Below are 20,463 nucleotides of genomic sequence, written 5' to 3'. Positions count from 1 at the left end.
GCGTGCTCCCTATCGGCCCCTGGGGTCGTTCTCGTTGATGTGTGGTGCGGCGCCGGCGCCCTCGGCGGCTCGCTCGGCCGCGCTGAAGAAGATGCGCGCGCCTCTGCGTTCAACCCTAACGCCCGGCACGTGCAGCTCGCCCTGCCCCTTCCAGTCGCTGACGAGTCGTGCGACCTCGAGCGTGTGGGTGCGGCTGAGCGAGACACCGAACTCCGCCGAGATGACAAGACGGATGAGACGGTGCCGCAGCGCGGGCGGGTTCGCCTCGAGCGCCCGCACGGGCAGCGAGAGTCCCGCTTCGGCATGCTCCGCGAGTTCCTCGATCTGTTCTTCGGCGAAGTGGTCGAGGGCATCCGCGTCTTCCCGCAGCTGCTCGGCGCTGCGTGCGAGTGCTTGCGCGATGCCCGGGCCGAGCTCGCGTTCGAGCACGGGCAGCACCTCGCGCCGCGCCCGTACCCGCGCGTAGGCCGGGTCGGCGTTGTGGGGATCATTCCACGGTTCGAGACCCGCGTCGGCGCAGGCCTGCTCGGTCTCGGCGCGCGTGATGCCGAGGAGGGGTCGCAGCACCAGCACAGGCCCTGCAGCGGCTCGAGTTGCCCAGATCTGGCCTTCCTGCGCGCCTGCAAGGCCCGAAGTGGGCAACTCGGCATCCGAGGCGCGCGCTGCTGCGGCGGGTTGCCCCGAAGTGGGCAACCCGGTGCGCGTTGCCATACCCGCGAGGCTGCGGGCGCCGGCACCCCGCGCGAGCCCCAGGAGCACCGTCTCGGCCTGGTCGTCGAGCGTGTGCGCGAGCAGGAGAGCGGATGCTCCGTGCTCCCCCACCGCGTCGGCGAACGCGCCATAGCGGGCGGCCCTCGCCGCCGCCTCCGGGCCACCGTGCGCCGCGACCTCGACCCGCCGCACGTCGACGGGGTCGAGCCCGAGCTGCTCTGCCGTGTGTGCGGCCTGCGCAGCGACATCCGCTGATCCGTGCTGCAGGCCGTGGTCGACGATGACCGCGCCCGCACGCAGGCCTGCCCTCGGCGCCTCGAAGGCGGTCGCCGCCGCGAGCGCGAGCGAGTCGGCGCCGCCGCTGAGCCCGACGAGCACGAGCGAATCGGCCGGGATGCCGTCGAGGCATTCCCGCACCGCCCGCCGGGTGTCAGCGATCGCCGGGGTGAGTCGGGGGCGTCGAGCGTGCATCCAGTAACGTTATTCCAGCATTCGCCGAACCGAGGAGCAGGAGCTCGCATGCCCGACTATGACGTGATCATCGAGGTGCCGAAGGGCAGCCGCAACAAGTACGAGATCGACCACAAGACCGGTCGCGTCGTGCTCGACCGCGTGCTGTACACGCCCATGTCGTACCCGACCGACTACGGCTTCTTCGAGAACACCCTTGCCGACGACGGTGACCCCGTCGACGTGCTCGTGCTCGGCGAGTACCCGCTGTTCCCGGGCATCCAGATGCGCGTGCGCGTCGTCGGCGTCTTCAAGATGACGGATGACGGCGGCAGCGACGCCAAGATCCTCGCGGTCGCGGCGAAGGACCCGCGCTGGGAGCACATCCAGGACGTCAATGACATCCCCGAGTACAAGCGCATGGAGATCGAGCACTTCTTCGAGCACTACAAGGACCTCGAACCCGGCAAGTGGGTCAAGACCGAGGGCTGGGGCGACGTGAACGAAGCCGAGAAGATCGTGCAGGACGGCTACGCCGCCTACGTTCCCGAGGAGCACTGACCCCTCGCTGAGACAATAAAAAACACCCTCCCCGAGCCGGGGAGGGTGTTTTTATGTCGTCTCAGCGGCGGTTAGACGCCGACGCCGCGTGCCCGGAGGTACTGGACGGGGTCGACCGTCGAGCCGCCCACACGGATCTCGAAGTGGAGGTGGCAGCCCGTCGAGATACCGGTTGTGCCGACGTAGGCGATGACCTGGCCCGCGCTGACCCACTGGCCGTAGCCGACCGCGATACCGCCGGGGCGGATGTGCGCGTAGGCCGACTGCGAACCGTCGCCGTGGTTGACCTTGACGTAGTTGCCGTAACCGCCCGTCATGCCGGCGAAGACCACCGTGCCCGAGGATGCCGCGTAGATGGGGGCGCCACAGCCGGGTGCGAAGTCGACACCACCGTGAAGGGTGCTGGCACCGTTGGTCGGGGGCACGCGCCACCCGTAAGCGCTCGAGATGTAGCCACCTGAGGGGCGCACCCACCCTGAATTACTCGGCGCCGCCGGGGTCGAGGGGCTGGGCCGGTTCTTGGCTGCTTCTGCGGCGGCCGCTGCAGCGGCGGCAGCCGCGGCCTTGCGGCGGGCCTCCTCCTCTGCGCGCTTGCGCGCCTCCTCCGCCAGCCGGATCTGCTCGCCGATCGCGAAGTCTGCCTCGGTCGCGGCGCGATTCTCGCGCAGCACACTCAGCTGTGCCTCGAGCCGCTCACGGTTGCCGGCCTGCTCCTGGAGCGCTGCATTCGCGGCATCCGCTGCCTGCTGCGCCTCGATCATGGCGGTCTCGGCCTCAGCCGCGAGCCCCGCGAGGGCCTCCTCGGCCACCTTGGCCTGGTCGCTCAGCGCCTGTGCCGCATTCTCGTCCTGCTTCGCCTTGGCGAAGATTCCGCTCGACTGCTCGCCGACCTTAGTGGCCCGTCCCAGCTGGCCGAGCAGGTCATCCGAGTCGGTGAAGAGCAGTTGCGCCGTGAGGTCGCCGCCACCGGCACGCTGCAGTCGAGCTGCGAGCTGCCCGGCCTTTGTCATCGACTCGTCAGCCGCGGCCTTCGCCGCGACAACCTGCTCCTCGAGCGTCGCGAACCGGTAGGCGGCCTCGTCGTATGCCTGCTGGGCGGCGATGAACTCGTCACCCTTCGCCATCGCCTCCGCCTCGGTCGAGGCGACGTTGGCCTCGAGTTGGGCGAGCAGGCGCTCAAGGCGAGCGATCTCGTTCTTCTTTGCCGATTCGCTCGAACGGGCGGCGAGCACGTCCTGCCAGCTGGGGTAGTCGGCGGCATGGGCAGCCTGGGTGCCCTGCGCGGTGAGTCCGCCGGTGAGCAGCACTCCAAGGACTGCGAGGGTCGCGACAAGCGCCCGCGAACGTCGCGTCTTCGTTGTGTGCTGCTTCATATGTCCCCGTATCCCGGCCTCGGCTATCACAGTGGAATCCCCCGTCACACTGTTAACACAAGTAACAATAACAACTCGTTGCCCAATGGCAATAGCTTCTCGCTGAACGGGAGCGGGAGACATCCGCCCCATTGACTGTCGGATGCCGCGGGGCGGAGGTTAGCGGCAGGCGCTAGATGTTGACGCCCTGGCCGCGGAGGAAGACGACCGGATCGGTCGTTCCGCCGCCCGGACGCACCTCGAAGTGGAGGTGGCACCCGGTCGAGGTGCCGGTCGTGCCGACGTGCGCAATCAGCTGACCCGGGCCGACCCGCTGGCCGACCCCCACCCGCAGTCCGCCCGCGACGATGTGGCCATAGGCGGTCGCGAGGCCATTGCCGTGGTTGATGCGAACGTAGTAGCCGTAGCCGCCGTTCCAGCCGGCGTACTCGACCGTGCCAGCGTGGGCCGCGAAGATCGGGGCGCCGCACCCCGGCGCCAGGTCGACTCCGCCGTGGAGCGTGCTCGCACCGCGCTTCGGAGGCACGCGCCATCCGTAGCTGCTCGAGATGAAGCCACCAGACGGGCGAGCCCAGCCCGTCGCCGAGACGACGCCCGCGGCACCCTCACCCCAGAGCGCCTTGATGCCGGCCGTGTACTCGGCCTCGGTCGCGATGCGGTCCTCCTTGAGGGAGGCGAGCTGCGCCTGCAGGCGGGCCCTGTTCTCCTGCTCCTCCTCGAGGGCCGCGGCCGCAGCATCCGCCGCCTTCTGCGCGATCTCCATCTTCTCCTGGGCGATCGTCGCCAGCTCCTCGAGCGCGGCCTTCGCGAGATTCGCCTGGTCGGTGAGCGACTGCGCCGTGTTCTCGTCCTGCTTCGCCTTCGCGAAAACGCCGCTCGACTGCTCGTTGACCTTCGAGGCCATGCCCAGCTGGTTCAGCAGGTTCGCCGTGTTGCCCTCGCCGAAGAGGAGCGTCGCCGTGATGTCAGGGCCGCCCACGCGCTGGGTGCGGGCCGCGAGCTGGCCTGCCTGCAGCATCGACGCATCCGCCACCACGCGGGCCGCGTCGGCCTGAGCCTGCAGCTGCTGAGCGCGGTACGCGGCCTCGTCGTAGGCCTGCTGGGCGACGAAGAACTCATCGCCGCGCTTCACGGCCGTCGCCTGCTTCGCCTTGACGTCGGCCTGGAGCGCCTTCAGCAACGCCTCGATACGCGTCACCTCGGCCGCCTTCGCGCCCTCGTTGTCACGGGCGGCGAGCACGTCATCCCAGCTGGGATAGTCGGCGGCCACGGCCGGCAGCGGACGAGGGTCGCCCACAACGGCGCCCGTCACCGCGACCGCCGCGGCGACAGCAACAGCCAGGACGAGTCGGAGCCGAGACATCCGGGGCTGAACGCTTGCCGTCGCCATAGCTGCTCGACTCCTGCCAATGAGATCGGGTGGGGCTCCCGCAATGCGGCACGCCCCGACGGTGCACAGACGGGATGCTGGGCACCGGATGCCCCGAATCTAGCCCGCGAGAAGGCGCCCGTTGGGGAGCAACGCGCACTTTCTCGGAGACTCCTCGGGCCGCCCCCAGACAGCCCCGAAATAAAAACGGATGCTCAGTTTGGTAAATCGCCTCGGCATCCGTATGCTTGTCGTTCGGTAGCTACGAAGGATGTTTCTTCACGGCCCCATCGTTTAGTGGCCTAGGACACCGCCCTTTCACGGCGGCAGCACGGGTTCGAATCCCGTTGGGGTCACCACAACACAACATAGTTTCATAGCTTGGCCCTGTAGCGCAGTTGGTTAGCGCGCCGCCCTGTCACGGCGGAGGTCGCCGGTTCAAGTCCGGTCAGGGTCGCAAGGCACGGTACACTCTCGCCAGTGTTCCGTGCCTTCTTCATCTGGTTTCGCACCAGGTGCGGCTCTGTAGCTCAGTTGGTAGAGCGTTCGACTGAAAATCGAAAGGTCACCGGATCGACGCCGGTCGGAGCCACTGGACCCTCGCGTAGCTTCTACATCGCGGGGGTTCTTTTGCGTTAAGGCGGTCTTGCAGCCGTGAGGCGGTCTTGCAGCCGGTTCTGCTCTCGTTCCGGTCCCGCCTTCCGTTCCTCCTCCGCCACCGTAACTTCGGAGATTTGGCGACACGCCGGCGTTGAGGGCAGGATTCCGCGGCGTGGCGCCGAATCTCCGAAGTTCGGATGGGACGGCGGTCACATGCTTGTCTCGGCGATCGTGGCTGTCAATCGCTGCGCGCGGCGCCCGTAGGCTCGGGGCATGCAAGCAACAGCGGATGCCGCGGGCCTGACGTGGGGTGTCAAAGAGAGCTTTGTGCGTTACCTGGGCGGCATGGGTGGCAACGTGCGGGTCGCGGAGGGTGCGGCATCCGTCGACGGGCTTCTGTTCTTTCCGCTCGTGGACCAATCGGATTTCGAGTTGGCGAGCGCGCGGGGCACGATTCGTTTCGGCGGGCGCGCACACTTCTCGGGGCACTTCGGCGCGCTCGACCTCACGCTCGCCGAGCCATGGCTCGAATCGGATGAACGGGGCGCCGTCATCAGCGCCGACACCGGTGTGACGGGGCGCGTGCCGCTCGTCGCGCTCGGCGCCGCCGAGACCCTACTTGAGGGCGAACACATCGTGTGGGCCGAGGTGGAGACACGGATGCTGCCGGACGCAGCCCCCCTCTTCAACGGGGTCTATGGCACGGGTGAGCGCTTCGATGCGCTGACGCTGCGGGTGTTGGACGCGTAGAAACCGCTTCGGTACACCCACGCCCCGCCCGCGCACTGCAGGAGATTTTCCTCGACTCGCCGAGCACGGGGACCTGACAGCGGCGTGTCGGGGAGTTTCTCCTGTGGAACGGCAACGCGGACCACGAAGACGGGGCGGGGATGCCGCGTACGCCACTCACCCCGCCGGGCGAAGCATCGGGAGGTGCGGGATGCCGTCCTCGATGTACTCGGAGCCGTCGACCGCGAAGCCGAAGCGGGCGTACCACTCGGCGAGGCGACTCTGGGCGTCAAGACGGATGCCCGCGGCGCCGCAGCGCGCGATGGCATCCGTCATCAGGCGGGCCGACAGGCCCAGGCCCCGGGCCGAGAGTGCCGTGGCAACCCGGCCGATGCGCATGCCGTCCGGATCCGTGAGAAGCCGCAGCGTCGAAAGCACCTCCCCGTCGCGTTCCGCCCAGAACTGCACCGTGCCGGGCTCGAGGTCGCGGCCGTCGATGTCGTCGTATGCGGCCTCCTGCTCGACCACGAAGACGGCGCTCCGGAGCCACAGGATGCGGTAGAGCACTTCGGCCGGGAGGTCTCGGGTGGGCGCGGAGTGGAAGGTCACGGGCATCCGTCGATCATCGCATCCGCCGGCGAGGACCAGCGCGCCCCTCTCGCCCCAGCGCACGAAAAGACGGATGTCACACTTTCGCGACCAGCGGTGTCTGACCTTGTGAACGACCACCACAAGGAGGACACCATGGCCCGCATCCCGCTCACTCACCGCCGCACGATCAAGGTGCGCATCCTCGAGGCGTACAGCCGCCGCACCTACGGCAAGGTGCTCGACACCGGGCTCGTCGCCCTGCACAACCCGCGTGTCTTCTCGACGATGCTGAAAACCGAGAACTCGGCCGCCCGCTGGAACCGCCTCGACCCCACCCTCGCGGCTCTTGCCCTGCTGGCGAGCGCGGCGGAGATCGGATGCTCGTGGTGCCTCGACTTCGGTTACTGGGTGTCACACAACCAGGGCGTCGACCCGGCGAAGCTCGAGCAGGTCACGCGGCGCGACACGAGCGAGCTCTACTCCGAGCTGGAACGCCGCGTCATGGAATACTCGGTCGCGATGACCGCCACCCCGCCGACCGTGAGCGACGAGCAGGTCGCCGCGCTGCGTGCCGAGCTCGGTGATGCTGCCCTCGTCGAGCTGACGGCGCTCGTCGCGCTCGAGAACCAGCGTTCCCGCACGAACGCAGCCATGGGCCTCACGAGCCAGGGCTTCAAGGAGCAGTGCGAGTTCAGCCCATCGGGAGTGCGCGCGTGACGGACGCCACGGCCGTCTTCGACGAGCATCGCCAGGCGCTCCTCGGCGCCGCCTACCGCGTGCTTGGCACGATGACGGATGCCGAAGACGCGGTGCAGGAGACGTGGCTGCGCTGGGCGGCGGCCGACCACGATGAGGTCGAGTCTCCCCGCGCCTACCTGCTCACCGCCGTGACCCGGCAGGCGCTCAACATCGCCCGCGCGCAGGAGCGGCGGCGCGAGGCATACGTGGGCCCCTGGCTTCCGGAACCCGTGACCCACGCGCCTGACACGGCGGAGCTCGCCGAGTCGGTCTCGATCGCGATGCTCGTCGTGCTGGAGTCGCTGAGCCCCGCGGAGCGAGCCACCTTCGTGCTGCACGAGGTGTTCGGGATGCCGCTGAGCGAGGTCGCCGAGACGCTGCAGAAGTCGCCCGCCGCTGTGCGCCAGCTCGCCCACCGTGCCCGGGAGCACGTGCAGGCTCGAAGGCCGCGCCAGCCGGTCGACCGGGCGACGCACCGGGAGGTGACGGAACGCTTTCTCGCGGCGGCGAGCGGCGGCTCGATCGAGGGACTCATGGGCATGCTCGCCCCCGATGTCGTGCTCTACAGCGACGGGGGTGGACTCCGCCGCGCGGCCCTGCGTCCCATCTTCGGCGCGGAGAAGGTGCTGCGCTTCGGCCTCGGCGTCATGCAGAATCCGGATACCCCCGTCGTGCTGCGCATCGGCGAGCTCAATGGCCGCGCCGCGCTCATCGCCGTGGGAATGGACGGGGTCGACACCGTGGCGACGTTCCTGCTTGATGGTGGACTCATCACCGAGGTCTATGTGATGCGCAACCCCGAGAAGCTCCGCCACGTGTGGATCAGCTGAGCCACTCCCGCTCGAACTGCTCGGCTGGCATGGGTCGCGCCAGGTGGTAGCCCTGGGCCCTGTCGCATCCGAGTTTCCGCAGCACCTCGTACTGTTCGGCATCCTCGACACCCTCTGCCACGACGCGCAGCCCGAGACCCCGGGCGAAGCCGATGAGGCCCGCGACGATGGAGCGGTCGGCGGCGGTCACGCCCGAGACGAAGGACCGGTCGATCTTGAGCTCGCCGACGGGGAGGTTGCTCAACTGGGTGAGCGAGGAGAAGCCGGTGCCGAAGTCGTCGATCGAGACCACGAAACCGAGCTCGCGCAGCCGGTGCAGCTGCGCCTGGGGCACGCTGCGATCGGAGACGAGTCGCGTCTCGGTCACCTCGAGGGTCAGCCGCTCATTGGGGAGCCCGTGCGTGCTGGCGGTGCGCACGACGCGGTCTGAGAAGGTGGGGTCCTCGAGCTGGTGCACAGCCACATTGACCGACATCTCGAGCGGATGCCCTGATGCCGCCCAGCGCGCCGCATCCGCACACGCGGTCTCAAACACGAAGAGCCCGATGTCGCGGATCGAGCCGTTGTATTCGGCGAGGGGGATGAAGCGCACGGGGCTGATCTGACCGAGCCGCGGGTGGTTCCACCGTACGAGGGCTTCGACTCCGACGAGTGCTCCATCATCCAGCCTGACCTGGGGCTGGTAGTAGACCTCGATCTCGCCATTGCGCACTGCCGAGCGTAGGTCGGAGTCGAGCCCCGCGTCTTCAGGATTCGCGGCGTTCTGGCGTGCGCCCTCTGCAATGCGGCGCGCGTTCAGGTCGGCTAAGGCAAGCGAGATGAGTCGCTGTCCCGCGGTCGGGCCGAACGTTTCAACGGGCTCATGGGGCGAAGGTGCGACGTCAGCGCTCGCGGCTCCGCCAATACTGAGGCCCGCGTGAACGGTGTCGTCGCCGACGGAAAATGGGGCCAGGAAGGCGTCGAGGAGCCGGCTCACGAGGGCCTCGGCGTCTTCAGGACGCGCGCGCATCGCAACCATGAAGTCGTCCCTGCCCAGACGAGCGACGAAGCCGTCTTCGCCGATCGTACTGACCAGTCGTGCAGCGATCTCCCGCAGCATGGAGTCCACGACGGCCGTCGGATAGCTGTCACTGATGGCGGTGAATCGGTCGACATCACAGGCCAGCACGACGACGTCGTCGCCCCCATGTTCGGCGAGCGCGGTGAGCTGTTCTGTGACGTGCTCTTCGAGCATCCGCCGATTCGGCAGACCCGTGACGGGGTCGTGACTCGTGCTCCACTCGATAGCTTGCTGCAGGCGTGCCTGGTCGAGGGCGACGCCCGCGAGCCCCGCGAGGCCGGTCATGCGATCGATGAGCGTGTCGTCGAGGATGCGAGGCGCGGGACTGAGCGACCAATAGCCGGCGATGATGCCGAGGAAGCGGTCGGCGATCTTGACAGGCACGACCGCCATGGCGTCGACATCGAAGTCTTCCATGACGGAACGCGCCCATTGGGAGGATGCCCGGGTCACGAGCGCGGGCTGCCCCGAATCCATGATCCGGGTGAGGTCGGTGCTCTCGCTTCGCGTCCCCTCCCAATTCATGAGCTGTTCCGCGAGCACACCGTCCCAGCCGCTCATGGAGGCGATGACGAACCTCTCGCCCACTTCATCCCAGAGCACGAACGACGAACGGTCGACGCCCCACACGGCGGGCACCGCATCCGCGATGACCTGAGTCACGTTGCGGCCGCCGCTCGGCTCGCTCAGCGTCCTCGCGACGCTCAGCATCATCGTGGTGGTGCTGTGTTCGCGTTCAATCGCGGTGCGCTTGGCCACGAAATCGGTGATGTCCCGCTGCATGCTCACCCAGTGCGTGAGCCGCCCTGCCTTCATGACCGGCGCGACCGAGATGCCGTTCCAGAAGGCGCTGCCGTCCTTGCGGTAGTTGACGAATTCGCCCACATAGCGATCGCCGCGGTCAAGGGCATCGCGCAAGGCTTTGACTGCGTCACGCTGCGTGTCGCGGCCCTGCAGGATTCTGAAGTTGGCACCCATCAACTCGTCGCGCGTGTAGCCGGTGGTTCTCACAATCGCGTCATTCACCGCGACGATACGCTCCTGCGCATCGGTCACAACAATGCCGTCGCCCATGGAGTCGAGTGCGCGGAAGAGCAGGCTGACATCGATGTCTCCCTTCGGGAGCCATTCGAACATCCCCTGCTCTTCAGTCATCGATGCCGACTCCCCCAACATTCACGAGCGGAACCGCGGGAAACACGTGCTCGACGGTGAGCGGTGCGATCTCGGCGTCACCCGTGTCGGTGGGGTCGAACCAGCGCACCTCGGCGATCTCGGCCGCCGCCGCGACGGGGGCGTCGGTCACGAGCGTGAAGACCTCGCAGTCGACCATCCAGCCCGGCTCATTGGCCGCCGCGGAGGAGAAACGGCCGAGGGGCGTGAGCGAGCCGGGGTCGACCTCGAGGGTCAGTTCCTCGGCAAGCTCCCGCACGATGGCGTCGCGCGCGGTCTCGCCCGGCTCGATCTTGCCTCCCGGCTGCATGAAGGCGTGCGTACCCTCCTTGCGCACGAGCAGTGCCCTGCCCCGGCTGTCGAGCACGAGCGCCGCCGCGAGGGTGAACACGCCGCCCGTCACTGGAAGGCCCCCACCGCGTTGATGATCACGGGGCCCAGCACCATGATGAAGAGCACCGGTATGAGGCACAGCATGAGCGGGAAGGTGATCTTGACCGGAATCTTCATCGCCTGCTCCTCCAGCCGCTGCCGTCGCCGCATCCGCACTTCATCCGACTGTATGCGCAACACGGTGGAGATCGGCACCCCATAGGCGTCGGCCTGGATGACGGCGCGCACGAAACGGTCGAGGTCGGGCAGCCGCACCCGGTCGGCGAGTGCACGGTATGCCTCCCGGCGCGTGACACCCAGTTGCATGGCCTGGAGCGCACGACCGAGCTCCTCGGCGAGAGGACCGCGCCCATTGTGCACGATGCGCGCGAGCGCCGCCTCGAAGCCGAGCCCCGCCTCCACCGCGATGGTGAGTTGATCGAGCGTGTCGGCGAGCGCGGCGTCGATCGCCTTGCGCCGGTCGCCCGCCCGCCCGTTGAGATAGACCTCCGGGCCGAACCAGCCCAGCACGACGAGCGCAATCGCGAGCAGCCAGCCGATCGGCGATGCCGTGCCGAAGCCGATCAGCAGGCCGAGCACGAGGCCGGCGACGGCGAGCACGATCTTGCGCAGGAGCATCCGGTCGACCTGATCGGCAGCGCGCCCCGCCGCGTCGACGAGCCGAGTGATGCGGTCGACGGATGCCTCGGGCATGAGCCGGCGCACACCACCCCGGGAGGCACCCTGGCTCGACTTCGTCGTGGCGGAGCCTGCCGCCGCATCCGCCGCTCCGCGGGCGAGGTTGCCGCGGGCGTGCGCGTGCGCGTCGGGGACCAGCAGCAGCCACCCGAGCGTGAGCACGCCGAGTGCGAGCACGGCCATGCCGAGCATCAGCATGAGCGACCTCCCCCGTGTGGCATCACAGCGGCATCGCCACCAGTCGTCGGATCCAGAGGCCGCCGATCAGGAGGAGCACGGCCGAGACGCCGAGCAGCACCCACCCGATGGGCGAGGAGATCATGGGGGCGAGGAAGCCGGGGTTGATGAGCGTGAGAAGCAGTGGCACGACGAGGGGCAGCGCCATGAGCACCCACGCCGAGAGTCGCCCGTCGGCGCTCAGGGACTGGATCTGGCGCCGCATCTGGTTGCGGTCGCGCAGCGTCTCGGACACCTGGTCGAGCACCTCGGCGAGGTTGCCACCGACCTCACGGTGGATGTCGACCGCCTGGCTGACCCACTCGAAATCGGTGCTGTGCATCCGCTGGGCGATGTTGTCGAGGGCATCGCCGAGGTCGCTGCCGACACGCACCTCATTGACGGCGCGCACGAACTCCTTGGCGGTCGGTTGGGCGGCCTCCTCTGCGACCGTGTCGAGCGCCTTGAGCAGGCTGTTGCCCGCGCGGAGTGAGCTCGCGAGCAGCTGAAGCGTGTCGGTGAGCTGGTCTTCAAATCGGCGACGGATGCTGTCGGCCTTCATGCGCAGCGCAATCGGCGTGCCGAGGGGGGCCAGCACCGCCACGAGCACGCCGAGCAGCGGCACGGTGAGCGCCCCGACGATGACGCCGATGAGGATGCTCGCGGCGATGGTGCGCGCGGTGACACTGCCGGCACTCACGCCTCCGCCCGCGAGCTCGATGTCAGCCGTGAGGGAGCGACGGTAGCGGCTCGGGAGCATGGCTCCGGTGGCCCGCTCGATCGAGGCGATGATGCCGGGTTCGGCTGCGGCATCCGGATCATCCGTCGCGGGCGAGCGGTGGATGCGCGGCGGGAGGATGACGCTGACGACGAGTATCACGAGGGCGATGCCAAGGAGCAGGGCCCCGAGCACGAGCTCCATCAGCGACCCGCCCGGGGGGACGGAACGAACGCGTCCGCTGGCACGGCGATGCCGAGTTCCTGGAAGCGGTCGGCGAATGCGGGGCGCAGGCCGGTGGGGCGCACGGTGCCGCGGAAGCGTCCTTCGGAGTCGACGCCCGCCGCATGGTCGAACTCGAAGGCATCCTGCAGGAGGATGCGGTCGCCCTCCATACCGACGACCTCCGTGACGTTCGTGACGCGGCGGGTTCCGTCGCGCAGGCGCGAGATCTGCACGATGACGTCGATCGAGGAGGCGATCTGGTCGCGGATGGCGCGCAGTGGCAGGTCGAGGCCGCCCATGAGCACCATCGTCTCGAGGCGGGAGAGGGCGTCCCGCGGCGAGTTGGCGTGGAGGGTCGAGATGCTGCCGTCGTGGCCCGTGTTCATGGCCTGCAGCATGTCGAGGCTCTCCCCGCCGCGCACCTCGCCGACGATGATGCGGTCGGGACGCATGCGGAGGGAGTTGCGCACCAGGTCACGGATGCTGATCTCGCCGCGGCCCTCGATGTTGGCCGGGCGGCTCTCGAGCCGCACGACGTGGGGCTGCTGCAGCTGCAACTCGACGGCATCCTCGATCGTGACGATGCGCTCGTCTTCGGGGATGAAGGAGGAGAGCACGTTGAGGAGCGTCGTCTTTCCCGTGCCCGTGCCGCCCGAGACGAGGATGTTGAGGCGCGCCTTGACGCAGGCGTCGAGCACCGTGGCGAGCTCCGGGGTGAGGGTGCCGAAGTTCACGAGGTCCTGCGTCTGGAACGGGTCTCGGGAGAACTTGCGGATCGTCAGGGTCGAGCCGTCGACCGCGAGCGGCGGGATGATCGCGTTCACGCGGGAGCCGTCTTCCAGACGGGCATCGACGAGGGGCGACGATTCGTCGATGCGGCGGCCGACGCGGAGCACGATGCGCTCGATGATGTTGCGCAGGTGCTGCTCCGACGCGAAGCGCACGCGGCTCCGTTCGAGGTGACCGGAACGCTCGATGTAGATCTGGTTCGGCCCATTGACCATGATCTCGGTCACGTCGTCATCGTCGAGGAAGCGCTGCAGCGGACCGAAGCCCAACACATCGTCGATGACCTCCTGGCTGAGACGCGTGCGCTCCTCCGCCGTGAGGGGCAGCTCCTCCGCCGCGACGATCGTGGCCAGCTCCCGCCGCACGAGGTCATGCAGCTGCTGCTGGGTCAGGGTCGTGTCGGTCAGCCGGGAGCCGAGGTTCGCGAAGAGCGCCTGCGTCGCGCGCGCCTTGAGCTTGCCGAGGGCCTCCCGTGGCGGCGGAAGCGCGCCTGTCCGCTCGGCCGTCGGTTGGGGAGCAGGCGCCTGCTCAGCCCTGCGCGCGGCGGCGAGACGATCGGCGAGGCTCATTGCAAGGCTCCTCGCCGAGTGCGGATGAGCTCGACGAGCTGGCGCAGCGGCTTCACGATCCGTCCCCGGCGGGCCGAAACCACAAGCGGCACACCCTCGTTGGTCGAGAGGCGCACCGAACGATGCGCGGGAATGACGACGTCGGCCGACCTGCCGAGCGTGCTCTCGGCATCCGCCACGAGCAGTCCGGCGCGCGCGTCGGCATTGTTGATGACAAGGTGCTCACGCTTCGCCCGCAGGCCGAGCTCCGTCAGCACGTCGAACTCCTTGCGCAGGCCCCGGATGCTCGGCACGTCGAGTCCGCAGACGTAGACGGTGTCGGTGGCCTGCTCGAGCGCGGCCAGGGTGTGCTCGCTGAGCCCCGGGGCCGTGTCGACGACGACGTAGCGGTACTCGTGCGCGAGCTGGCCGAGCAGGTGAGAGATGTGTTCCGCCGTGATGCCGCTCGCGCCCTCCGGGGTCTCGGGCGCACAGACCGCGAAGAGCCCGCTCTCGTGCTCGGCCAGGAAGGTCTTGAGCACCATCGTGTCGTTGCGCGCGGGGCCGAAGACGGCATCCTGCAGCCAGCGGTCGGGGGTGAGGCGCAGCGCGTTCGCGACGTCGCCGAACTCGATGTCGAGGTCGACGATCACGGTTGAGCGGGGTTCCGCCGTCGCGAGGCCGACCGCGAGGTTCGTCGCGATGGTCGTCTTGCCGCTGCCGCCCTTGGACGAGACGACAACGATGAGCTGCGATGCGGGCTCCTCCGCCGCGTGTGCCGAGCTCTCCTCGAGCAGGGCGGCGCTGAGCCGCTCGCGGGCAGAATCCCGAGCGCTCGCGATCGTCTCGGCCCACACGTCGGGCGCTTCGGTCGGGTCGAGGATGTCGCGGATGCCCGCCCGCATCGCCGCACGGAGGGTCGCAGCATCCGCCCCACTCACGAGCAGGAGCGCGGCACCCGGCCAGTGCGTCGCGATGCGGTCCGCGAGCACGAAGGAGCCCGCGACGGCGTCGGCGCCGAGGATGACGGTGTCGGGGTGCTTGCCCCGGATGGGCGCCGTGATGCGCGCGCCCCCATCGGCCTCCGCCTCGGCGAGCGCCCAGGCCTCGAGCTCCGTCGCCTCATCGCCGAGCGCCTCCGAGACACGGGCGTGCAGCGCGGTGTCGTCGCTGATGACCAGGTAGTGCTTCACTGTGCCAGCCCCTCGCGCGTCAGCTCTCCCGAGACCGTGTCGTCGAGGTCCTCGGGCTGTTCCGTGAGCCAGACGCTGCCGTACTCGAGCGAGTAGACGATGCTGCGCGCCTGCTCCGCCGTGACGGCGAGCGTCACCGTCACGGTCTCGGTGACCTCGGCACCGTCATCCGACATGCCACCCTGCACCCGCAGCACCTGCACACCGTCGAGCAGCAGTTGCGTCGAGGGCAGTCCCTCCGCCGTGGCGATCGAGACGAACACGCCCACGAGGTCGCCCGACTGCACCGTGCCGCCCACCGCGCGCTGGGTCGGCAGCGAGAAGCTCAGCTGCTGCGTGCCCTCCGGCACGGATGCGTCGCTGTCGTCCGCCGCGACGAAGCGCGCGTCGAAGACCTGCTCCCCCGGCAGCAGGTCTGCGGATGCGACGCGGTCGCCGAGCTGCTCCACCGACGACACGGTGCCCTCAGCGACTGACAGGGCCGGGAGTTCCTGCACCGCGACGCTCGTGCCCAGGTCGGCAGCGACCGTGCCTGCTGGCACGAACTCCGTCACCACCAGGACCGGGCGCAGCTCGACCCCTTCGAGGGCGCGCTGTTCCGCATTCGAGGCGTAGATGAAGACGAGGATCGCCCCCGCGACGGCGAGGAGCGCCGCGACGACGACGGCGATGACACGGTTCTTGAACATGTGCTGTGGTCAACCAATCAGTCTTGCGGAGCCGGGCACTGTCGTGCCGCCGGTAGATGTGACGATATCGGGGTGGTTGGGGTTCCACGGCAGGAACCTGCCGACGATGCGGGAGCTGTTGACCTGGGTCACCTCGAAGATGGCGAACTCGCTGACCCGGTAGCTGTTGAAGATCAGGATGCCACTCGGGTCGTCCCAGAGGGCGACGATGACGGGCGAGGAGGGCACGCTGCACGAGGAGAAGAGGCGGATGTCGGCGCGCACGCGCTCGCCCATCGTGATCCGCTCCTTGCCGCAACTGAACAGGCCGCCGATGTAGACGGCCTCCCTGGGCCACGCGATGACGTTCCCGTAGCAGACGGAGGAACTCGAGAGCCCGTAGGTGATCGGTTGCACCGTCAGCTCGGTGCGCTTCTGGCAGCCCTCGAGCGCGATCGGGTAGACGTTGGCGCGAGAGACGGTTCCCGCACTCGTGACCGAGGGGGTCCAGCTTGCCGTCGCCTCAGCCTCGAGGTCGGCATCGATGATCCCCAGAGTGTGCATGAGCGAGAAGCTGACGGAGCCCTCGGCGGTCACCGTGACACGCCTCGACGTCGTGTCGAGCGTCGCGGATGCTGCGCTTGCCTCGTTCTGGGTGGCCAGCGCGAGGCCCGTGCCGTTCGCTCGGCACTGGGCCGTGTTGCCGGAACTGCAGTCGTTCGCGATCGCGAGCGCCGCGGCATCCGCTGCGACCTGCAACTGGCTGCGCTTGGCCTCCACGACGCCGTAGTCGACGACGAACCCGAGCATACCCAGCATGAGCACGCTGAGGATCGCCACCATGACGGCCGTCGCACCCTGCTCGTCGCTCCGGAGGTTGAGCAGCACCCTCAGCCGACGGCGCGCCCATGCCGCCAGGGACCGCTCGCGGCGGCTCACGCCCCGCACCTCATGACGGCCTTGCCGCTGAGCTCGATACCCCCCGTGAACATCCCGCTGATCGAGTTCAGCCGGTAGTTCACGATCGTGACCGTCACGTTGCTGCCGGGCGCGCAGGTCGAGGGCGAGACCGCGACGTTCGCCGCAGTGAGCGTGGGCGAGAGCGACGGCGCCGCGGCGACCGCCGTCGACTTCACCTGGGCAAGCGGCGCACCAAGGGCCGCCGCCCGGGCGCCCTCGCGCGCGGACGCCGTCACCTGGATCTGCGCGTTGTAGATGAGCCCGAACTCGACGATCGCGAAGATCACCATCAGGAGCACGGGCACCACGAGCGCGAACTCGACCGCGACCGCGCCGCGCTCATCGCCTCGCATCCGTCGCATGCATCCCTCCCGGGGAATACGCGAACGACCCGGCCGACGCCGGCCGGGTCGTCGCATGACCGTGACTAGGGGGTGGGCTTGGTGCTTCCCACGCTGCCGGGGAGGATCCCCGTGAAGAAGGTGGACAGCTGGTCGCCGAAGGCCCAGAGCGCCGCGGCAACGACGACGACGATGACGCCGATCAGGATCGCGTACTCGACGGCGCTCGCGCCGCGCTCGTCGCGCCCGAGGCGGTCATCCACGAAGCTCTGCAGGGTGAGGAGGAACTTGGTCATGTGAGACTCCAATCGGTGATGCAACCCGGCCGACCCCCGACGGGCCCCGTTGGCTTTGCGTCCCCGAATCACTTCGGGTTTGCCTTGTGCTGTGCTCTGGGCCTGCAATCTCTGCAGTAGTCAAAGATTAGGCTGGGGCGCTTCCCTTCAGTAGGAAAAACGGGGTACAACTACACCGTGGTATACCCCGAATTCGGGGGCCAGTCGGCCAAAGTGCCGACATCCGGGGGACATTTCACCACCAAAGCGGGGGCCATGGTGGCCTATATGCCGGAAGGTGCATCCTTCACCCGGCTGCCGAGTGCGGCGATCCCACTCCGCTCCCAGCCAGCGCTGCCATCCTGTGCGCCATGACCACCCCGGTCTTCACGGTCGGCCATTCAACCAGGAGCCTCGAAGAGTTCGTGGCACTCGTGCGCGCCCACGGGGTGACGCTCGTCGCAGACATCCGCACCGTGCCCAAGTCGCGCCGAAACCCGCAGTACTGGGAGGACTCGATGCGGGTGACGCTGCCGGAGCACGGCATCGGTTACACCCGAATCGCTGGCCTCGGCGGGCTGCGCAAGACCAGCGCGGACTCGCCGAACGATGCCTGGCGCAACCTCTCGTTCCGCGGCTACGCCGACTACATGCAGACCCCCGAGTTCGAAGCCGCCCTCGCGGAGCTCGTGGCCCTCACCGAGGAGCACACCGTCGCGATCATGTGTGCGGAGGCCGTGCCGTGGCGGTGCCACCGCTCGCTCGTCGGCGACGCACTTCTCGCCCGCGGCATCCGCGTCGCCGACATCATGACGCCCACCAACGCCCGCGAGGAGACCCTGACCTCCTTTGCAGTCGTCGACGGCACGACCGTGACCTACCCGGCCAGCGAACACTCAGGCGATGCAGGGACTGTGGAGCCATGACAGCCGCCAGGGGAAAAGATCTCGCACGCCAGATCACGGTCGCAGTGAGTGCGCTCATAGCGCTCGTCGGCGGGTTCATCGGTTCCGGCGCCGCAGGAGGAACACAGATCGCGGATGCCGCTGACGGCGCCCTGCAAACCGACACAAGCACGATCGCCCCGGCAGGTCCGGCCTTCGCGATCTGGTCGGTCATCTACCTCGGGCTGGCGGCATACGCGGTCTGGCAGTTCCTGCCCGGCCAGCGCGACGCGGCGCGACAGCGAAGGCTCGGCTACCCCATCGCTGCGAGCATGCTGCTCAATGCGGCCTGGATCCTCAGCGTGCAGGCCGGCAGCGTCTTCCTCAGCGTCGTCGCGATCATCGCGCTCCTCGTGGTACTCGTGATCGCCTTCCTCATCGCGGCAGACACCGTATCCGATGGGCCAATCGACGCCGTCGTGACGGACGGCACGGTAGGTCTCTATCTCGGCTGGGTGAGCGTCGCGACGATCGTTAACATCGCGGCATGGCTCGCCGACCTCGGCTTCGACGGCGGGCCCCTCTCACCCGACACGTGGGGCGTCGTGCTCGCGCTCGCGGCCGGCGTGGTCGGCTGCGGTTACGCCCTGCGCTCGAACGGACGCGTGGCCCCCGCCCTCTCCCTCTGCTGGGGCCTCGCGTGGGTCGCGGTCGAACGCATCACGGGCGAGCCCGAGAGCATGCCCACGGCGATCGCCGCCATCGTCGCGGTCGTCGCCGTCGCTGCCGTGACCGCGCTCACGCGCGTGCGCTCCGTCGCGACCGCCGCCCGCCGCGAACCGATCAGCACCTAGGCTCGAACGACGCCCAAGAAACGAAACGAGGACAGCATGGCAACCATCGACCTGACGGCCGCAGACTTTGAGAAGACCGTCACGGAGCCCGGCATCACGCTGGTCGACTTCTGGGCCGACTGGTGCGGCCCCTGCAAGCAGTTCGCCCCCGTCTATGAGAGCGCGAGCGAGCAGCACACCGACGTCACGTTCGCGAAGGTCGACACGGAGGCGGAGCAGGCGCTCGCGGGCGCCGCCAACATCACGTCAATCCCGACGCTCATGGCATTCCGTGACGGCGTGCTCGTCTTCTCGCAGCCTGGAGCCCTCCCCGCCCCCGCGCTCGAGGAGGTCATCACGGCCGTCAAGGGCCTCGACATGGATCACGTCTGGGCGCAGGTCCGCGCGCAGCAGGAGGCCGAGGGCAATGCCTAACCTCTCCTAATTCAGGAGTTCAGGCCTGAGCTCCTGAATTAGGAAAGCGAACTCCTGAGTTCGGAGAGGGTCAGAGCTGGGGGCCGCTCACCGCGAAGGTGTCGCACGCACCCGTGCCCCGCTCGTAGCCGGTCGTGAACCAGCGCTGGCGCTGCTCGCTTGAGCCGTGCGTCCAGTTGTGCGGCGTCACCTCGCCCTGCATGGTCTCCTGGATGTGGTCGTCCCCGATGACGGATGCCGCATCCAGCGCCTGTGCCACCTGCTCGCGCGTGAGCGGCTCGAGGAATGCGGTGCCGTACTCGTCGCGTGTCGTTGCAGCGGCGCCCGCCCAGGCTCCCGCGTAGCAATCCGCCTGCAGTTCGAGGCGCACTGAATCGGATGTCGGCCCGGCGTCGCCGCGCTGGATCTGGCCCATGGTGCCGGTGACATTCTGGATGTGGTGTCCCCACTCGTGCGCGATGACATACATCTCCGCGAGCGGTCCACCCTCGGCTCCGAAGGTCGACTGCAGTTCGTTGTAGAACGACAGGTCAAGGTACACGGTCTCGTCGGCGGGGCAGTAGAAGGGGCCGACGGCACTCGTCGCGCCGCCGCATCCGGTGTTCGTCTGGGCTTCGAAGAAGACATAGCCCGGCGGGCGGTAGGAGGCGCCGAGCTCCCCCTCCCAGAAGGCCTCGATCGACTGGGCGGCGAAATCTGCGCGGCACTCGGTGCTCTCGTTGGCATCGGCACCCGTCTCGCAGTCCTCGACGACGCTCACGGGACCCGAGGAAGTCTGGCCCTGCCCGAGAAAGCCGCTCACGTCGACGCCGGTGAACTGGGCGATCAGGAAGACGGCAATCAGGCCCACGATGCCGCCGCCACCGGCGATCGCCGCGCCTCGCCCTCGTTTGCTGGCCCGAGGCCCTCCGCTTCGCGCGTTGTCATTGAAGGTCATGGGGCAGACGCTACCCCCGCAAGCGATTCCCACCCATTGAAATCTCACCCCCGAAAGGGGGGGTCCGGACCTGTCGGTGACCACGCTACTGTAAGCAAGTCATTCACCTCCCCCTTCCGGGGGGCACGTGGATGGGGGTCACCAGTTCCCGCTAGCGGCCCCGCACCCAGCACCATTCCTTCTCC

Annotated in this window: 22 protein-coding genes, 3 tRNA genes and 1 riboswitch; of the genes, 10 read left to right on the top strand and 15 right to left on the bottom strand. The window is 68.5% G+C overall.

From position 1 onward, the window contains the following. Positions 1–9: 9 nt before the first annotated feature. Complete coding sequence (locus tag ACIQK7_RS07020) at positions 10–1,182, bottom strand: ATP-binding protein (RefSeq protein WP_403022609.1); 1,173 nt, start codon at positions 1,180–1,182, stop codon at positions 10–12. A gap of 48 nt (positions 1,183–1,230) precedes the next feature. Between ACIQK7_RS07020 and ppa the strand changes: the two genes are divergently transcribed. After that, on the top strand, positions 1,231–1,722 hold the full coding sequence (gene ppa, locus ACIQK7_RS07015; protein ID WP_403022606.1) for an inorganic diphosphatase: 492 nt from the start codon (positions 1,231–1,233) through the stop codon (positions 1,720–1,722). 71 nt (positions 1,723–1,793) lie between these two features. Here ppa and ACIQK7_RS07010 read toward each other — a convergent pair whose 3' ends face one another. After that, positions 1,794–3,095, bottom strand: coding sequence for a peptidoglycan DD-metalloendopeptidase family protein (locus ACIQK7_RS07010; RefSeq protein ID WP_403022603.1), 1,302 nt, complete (start codon positions 3,093–3,095; stop codon positions 1,794–1,796). 172 nt (positions 3,096–3,267) lie between these two features. Further along, positions 3,268–4,458: a M23 family metallopeptidase gene (locus tag ACIQK7_RS07005; protein ID WP_403022600.1), complete on the bottom strand. Its 1,191-nt coding sequence runs from the start codon at positions 4,456–4,458 to the stop codon at positions 3,268–3,270. A 289-nt stretch (positions 4,459–4,747) separates the two neighbouring features. Here ACIQK7_RS07005 and ACIQK7_RS07000 point away from each other — a divergent pair. The 4 genes from ACIQK7_RS07000 to ACIQK7_RS06985 all read left to right on the top strand — a co-directional run bounded on the left by ACIQK7_RS07000 (position 4,748) and on the right by ACIQK7_RS06985 (position 5,814). After that, positions 4,748–4,823 (top strand) — tRNA-Glu (locus tag ACIQK7_RS07000). Positions 4,824–4,847: 24 nt separating this feature from the next. Next, positions 4,848–4,921, top strand: a tRNA-Asp gene (locus ACIQK7_RS06995). Between the two features lie 62 nt (positions 4,922–4,983). Further along, a tRNA-Phe gene (locus ACIQK7_RS06990) sits at positions 4,984–5,056 on the top strand. A gap of 281 nt (positions 5,057–5,337) precedes the next feature. Then, positions 5,338–5,814 (top strand): HtaA domain-containing protein, encoded by a 477-nt coding sequence (locus tag ACIQK7_RS06985; protein WP_403022597.1) that lies wholly within the window; start codon positions 5,338–5,340, stop codon positions 5,812–5,814. Positions 5,815–5,970: 156 nt separating this feature from the next. On the opposite strand, the gene ACIQK7_RS06980 is transcribed toward ACIQK7_RS06985, so the two are convergent. Then, positions 5,971–6,408: a GNAT family N-acetyltransferase gene (locus tag ACIQK7_RS06980; RefSeq protein ID WP_403022594.1), complete on the bottom strand. Its 438-nt coding sequence runs from the start codon at positions 6,406–6,408 to the stop codon at positions 5,971–5,973. A gap of 90 nt (positions 6,409–6,498) precedes the next feature. Here ACIQK7_RS06980 and ACIQK7_RS06975 point away from each other — a divergent pair, with 90 nt between their 5' ends. Both ACIQK7_RS06975 and sigJ read left to right on the top strand, forming a co-directional pair. Then, on the top strand, positions 6,499–7,101 hold the full coding sequence (locus tag ACIQK7_RS06975; RefSeq protein ID WP_403022592.1) for a carboxymuconolactone decarboxylase family protein: 603 nt from the start codon (positions 6,499–6,501) through the stop codon (positions 7,099–7,101). Next, positions 7,098–7,952, top strand: coding sequence for an RNA polymerase sigma factor SigJ (gene sigJ / locus ACIQK7_RS06970; protein WP_403022590.1), 855 nt, complete (start codon positions 7,098–7,100; stop codon positions 7,950–7,952). Before ACIQK7_RS06975 ends, sigJ begins: the two co-directional genes overlap by 4 nt. On the opposite strand, the gene ACIQK7_RS06965 is transcribed toward sigJ, so the two are convergent. The 10 genes from ACIQK7_RS06965 to ACIQK7_RS06920 all read right to left on the bottom strand — a co-directional run bounded on the left by ACIQK7_RS06965 (position 7,945) and on the right by ACIQK7_RS06920 (position 17,210). Next, positions 7,945–10,167 (bottom strand): EAL domain-containing protein, encoded by a 2,223-nt coding sequence (locus ACIQK7_RS06965; protein ID WP_403022587.1) that lies wholly within the window; start codon positions 10,165–10,167, stop codon positions 7,945–7,947. The two genes, sigJ and ACIQK7_RS06965, sit on opposite strands and share 8 nt — an antisense overlap. Beyond that, positions 10,160–10,588, bottom strand: coding sequence for an NUDIX domain-containing protein (locus ACIQK7_RS06960; protein WP_403022584.1), 429 nt, complete (start codon positions 10,586–10,588; stop codon positions 10,160–10,162). The genes ACIQK7_RS06965 and ACIQK7_RS06960 overlap by 8 nt, the downstream gene beginning before the upstream one ends. Next, complete coding sequence (locus ACIQK7_RS06955; RefSeq protein ID WP_403022582.1) at positions 10,585–11,454, bottom strand: type II secretion system F family protein; 870 nt, start codon at positions 11,452–11,454, stop codon at positions 10,585–10,587. The genes ACIQK7_RS06960 and ACIQK7_RS06955 overlap by 4 nt, the downstream gene beginning before the upstream one ends. A gap of 22 nt (positions 11,455–11,476) precedes the next feature. Then, positions 11,477–12,394, bottom strand: a complete 918-nt coding sequence (locus ACIQK7_RS06950; protein ID WP_403022579.1) for a type II secretion system F family protein — start codon at positions 12,392–12,394, stop codon at positions 11,477–11,479. Then, positions 12,394–13,773, bottom strand: coding sequence for a CpaF family protein (locus ACIQK7_RS06945; RefSeq protein WP_403022576.1), 1,380 nt, complete (start codon positions 13,771–13,773; stop codon positions 12,394–12,396). Before ACIQK7_RS06945 ends, ACIQK7_RS06950 begins: the two co-directional genes overlap by 1 nt. Then, positions 13,770–14,945 carry a CpaE family protein gene (locus ACIQK7_RS06940; protein WP_403022573.1) on the bottom strand — a complete coding sequence of 392 codons (1,176 nt, stop codon included), beginning with the start codon at positions 14,943–14,945 and terminating at the stop codon, positions 13,770–13,772. Before ACIQK7_RS06940 ends, ACIQK7_RS06945 begins: the two co-directional genes overlap by 4 nt. Continuing rightward, complete coding sequence (gene cpaB, locus ACIQK7_RS06935) at positions 14,942–15,634, bottom strand: Flp pilus assembly protein CpaB (protein WP_403022571.1); 693 nt, start codon at positions 15,632–15,634, stop codon at positions 14,942–14,944. The genes ACIQK7_RS06940 and cpaB overlap by 4 nt, the downstream gene beginning before the upstream one ends. 9 nt (positions 15,635–15,643) lie before the next feature. Next, positions 15,644–16,552, bottom strand: a complete 909-nt coding sequence (locus tag ACIQK7_RS06930; RefSeq protein WP_403022568.1) for a TadE/TadG family type IV pilus assembly protein — start codon at positions 16,550–16,552, stop codon at positions 15,644–15,646. Then, a complete protein-coding gene (locus ACIQK7_RS06925; RefSeq protein WP_403022565.1) occupies positions 16,549–16,935 on the bottom strand; it encodes a TadE/TadG family type IV pilus assembly protein in 387 nt (128 codons plus the stop codon). The genes ACIQK7_RS06930 and ACIQK7_RS06925 overlap by 4 nt, the downstream gene beginning before the upstream one ends. Before the next feature lie 65 nt (positions 16,936–17,000). Next, positions 17,001–17,210: a Flp family type IVb pilin gene (locus tag ACIQK7_RS06920; RefSeq protein ID WP_403022562.1), complete on the bottom strand. Its 210-nt coding sequence runs from the start codon at positions 17,208–17,210 to the stop codon at positions 17,001–17,003. A 16-nt stretch (positions 17,211–17,226) separates the two neighbouring features. Beyond that, positions 17,227–17,304, bottom strand: a riboswitch (cyclic di-GMP riboswitch). A 256-nt stretch (positions 17,305–17,560) separates the two neighbouring features. Between ACIQK7_RS06920 and ACIQK7_RS06915 the strand changes: the two genes are divergently transcribed. Genes ACIQK7_RS06915 through trxA form a run of 3 tightly spaced genes read left to right on the top strand, consistent with a single transcriptional unit; the run spans position 17,561 to position 19,341 of the window. After that, on the top strand, positions 17,561–18,115 hold the full coding sequence (locus tag ACIQK7_RS06915) for a DUF488 domain-containing protein (protein WP_325210300.1): 555 nt from the start codon (positions 17,561–17,563) through the stop codon (positions 18,113–18,115). Further along, on the top strand, positions 18,112–18,927 hold the full coding sequence (locus tag ACIQK7_RS06910) for a TspO/MBR family protein (protein ID WP_403022559.1): 816 nt from the start codon (positions 18,112–18,114) through the stop codon (positions 18,925–18,927). The genes ACIQK7_RS06915 and ACIQK7_RS06910 overlap by 4 nt, the downstream gene beginning before the upstream one ends. Positions 18,928–18,963: 36 nt before the next feature. Then, a complete protein-coding gene (gene trxA / locus ACIQK7_RS06905) occupies positions 18,964–19,341 on the top strand; it encodes a thioredoxin (protein WP_403022556.1) in 378 nt (125 codons plus the stop codon). A gap of 70 nt (positions 19,342–19,411) precedes the next feature. Here the strand turns inward: trxA and ACIQK7_RS06900 are convergent, their stop codons facing one another. Then, entirely contained in the window at positions 19,412–20,278 is an 867-nt protein-coding gene (locus tag ACIQK7_RS06900; protein ID WP_403022553.1) for a neutral zinc metallopeptidase, read from the bottom strand. Between the last annotated feature and the right edge of the window lie 185 nt (positions 20,279–20,463).

Origin of the sequence: Salinibacterium sp. GXW1014 (genome assembly GCF_044769865.1) — a bacterium.
Classification (GTDB): domain Bacteria; phylum Actinomycetota; class Actinomycetes; order Actinomycetales; family Microbacteriaceae; genus Homoserinimonas.
The sequence above is the reverse complement of the archived record's forward strand: the minus strand, read 5'-3'. Positions and strand labels throughout refer to the sequence as shown.

What these genes read in the sequence shown, in the direction of transcription:
- ACIQK7_RS06980 (WP_403022594.1), bottom strand. Translation starts at nt 6,408, where the DNA reads ATGCCCGTGACCTTCCACTCCGCGCCCACCCGAGACCTCCCGGCCGAA.
- ACIQK7_RS06910 (WP_403022559.1), top strand. Translation starts at nt 18,112, where the DNA reads ATGACAGCCGCCAGGGGAAAAGATCTCGCACGCCAGATCACGGTCGCA.
- ACIQK7_RS06945 (WP_403022576.1), bottom strand. Translation starts at nt 13,773, where the DNA reads ATGAGCCTCGCCGATCGTCTCGCCGCCGCGCGCAGGGCTGAGCAGGCG.
- ACIQK7_RS06900 (WP_403022553.1), bottom strand. Translation starts at nt 20,278, where the DNA reads ATGACCTTCAATGACAACGCGCGAAGCGGAGGGCCTCGGGCCAGCAAA.
- cpaB (WP_403022571.1), bottom strand. Translation starts at nt 15,634, where the DNA reads ATGTTCAAGAACCGTGTCATCGCCGTCGTCGTCGCGGCGCTCCTCGCC.
- ACIQK7_RS06955 (WP_403022582.1), bottom strand. Translation starts at nt 11,454, where the DNA reads ATGCTGATGCTCGGCATGGCCGTGCTCGCACTCGGCGTGCTCACGCTC.
- trxA (WP_403022556.1), top strand. Translation starts at nt 18,964, where the DNA reads ATGGCAACCATCGACCTGACGGCCGCAGACTTTGAGAAGACCGTCACG.
- ACIQK7_RS06920 (WP_403022562.1), bottom strand. Translation starts at nt 17,210, where the DNA reads ATGACCAAGTTCCTCCTCACCCTGCAGAGCTTCGTGGATGACCGCCTC.
- ACIQK7_RS06965 (WP_403022587.1), bottom strand. Translation starts at nt 10,167, where the DNA reads ATGACTGAAGAGCAGGGGATGTTCGAATGGCTCCCGAAGGGAGACATC.
- ACIQK7_RS06950 (WP_403022579.1), bottom strand. Translation starts at nt 12,394, where the DNA reads ATGGAGCTCGTGCTCGGGGCCCTGCTCCTTGGCATCGCCCTCGTGATA.
- ACIQK7_RS06985 (WP_403022597.1), top strand. Translation starts at nt 5,338, where the DNA reads ATGCAAGCAACAGCGGATGCCGCGGGCCTGACGTGGGGTGTCAAAGAG.
- ACIQK7_RS07020 (WP_403022609.1), bottom strand. Translation starts at nt 1,182, where the DNA reads ATGCACGCTCGACGCCCCCGACTCACCCCGGCGATCGCTGACACCCGG.
- ACIQK7_RS06915 (WP_325210300.1), top strand. Translation starts at nt 17,561, where the DNA reads ATGACCACCCCGGTCTTCACGGTCGGCCATTCAACCAGGAGCCTCGAA.
- ACIQK7_RS06925 (WP_403022565.1), bottom strand. Translation starts at nt 16,935, where the DNA reads ATGCGACGGATGCGAGGCGATGAGCGCGGCGCGGTCGCGGTCGAGTTC.
- ACIQK7_RS07005 (WP_403022600.1), bottom strand. Translation starts at nt 4,458, where the DNA reads ATGTCTCGGCTCCGACTCGTCCTGGCTGTTGCTGTCGCCGCGGCGGTC.
- ACIQK7_RS07010 (WP_403022603.1), bottom strand. Translation starts at nt 3,095, where the DNA reads ATGAAGCAGCACACAACGAAGACGCGACGTTCGCGGGCGCTTGTCGCG.
- ppa (WP_403022606.1), top strand. Translation starts at nt 1,231, where the DNA reads ATGCCCGACTATGACGTGATCATCGAGGTGCCGAAGGGCAGCCGCAAC.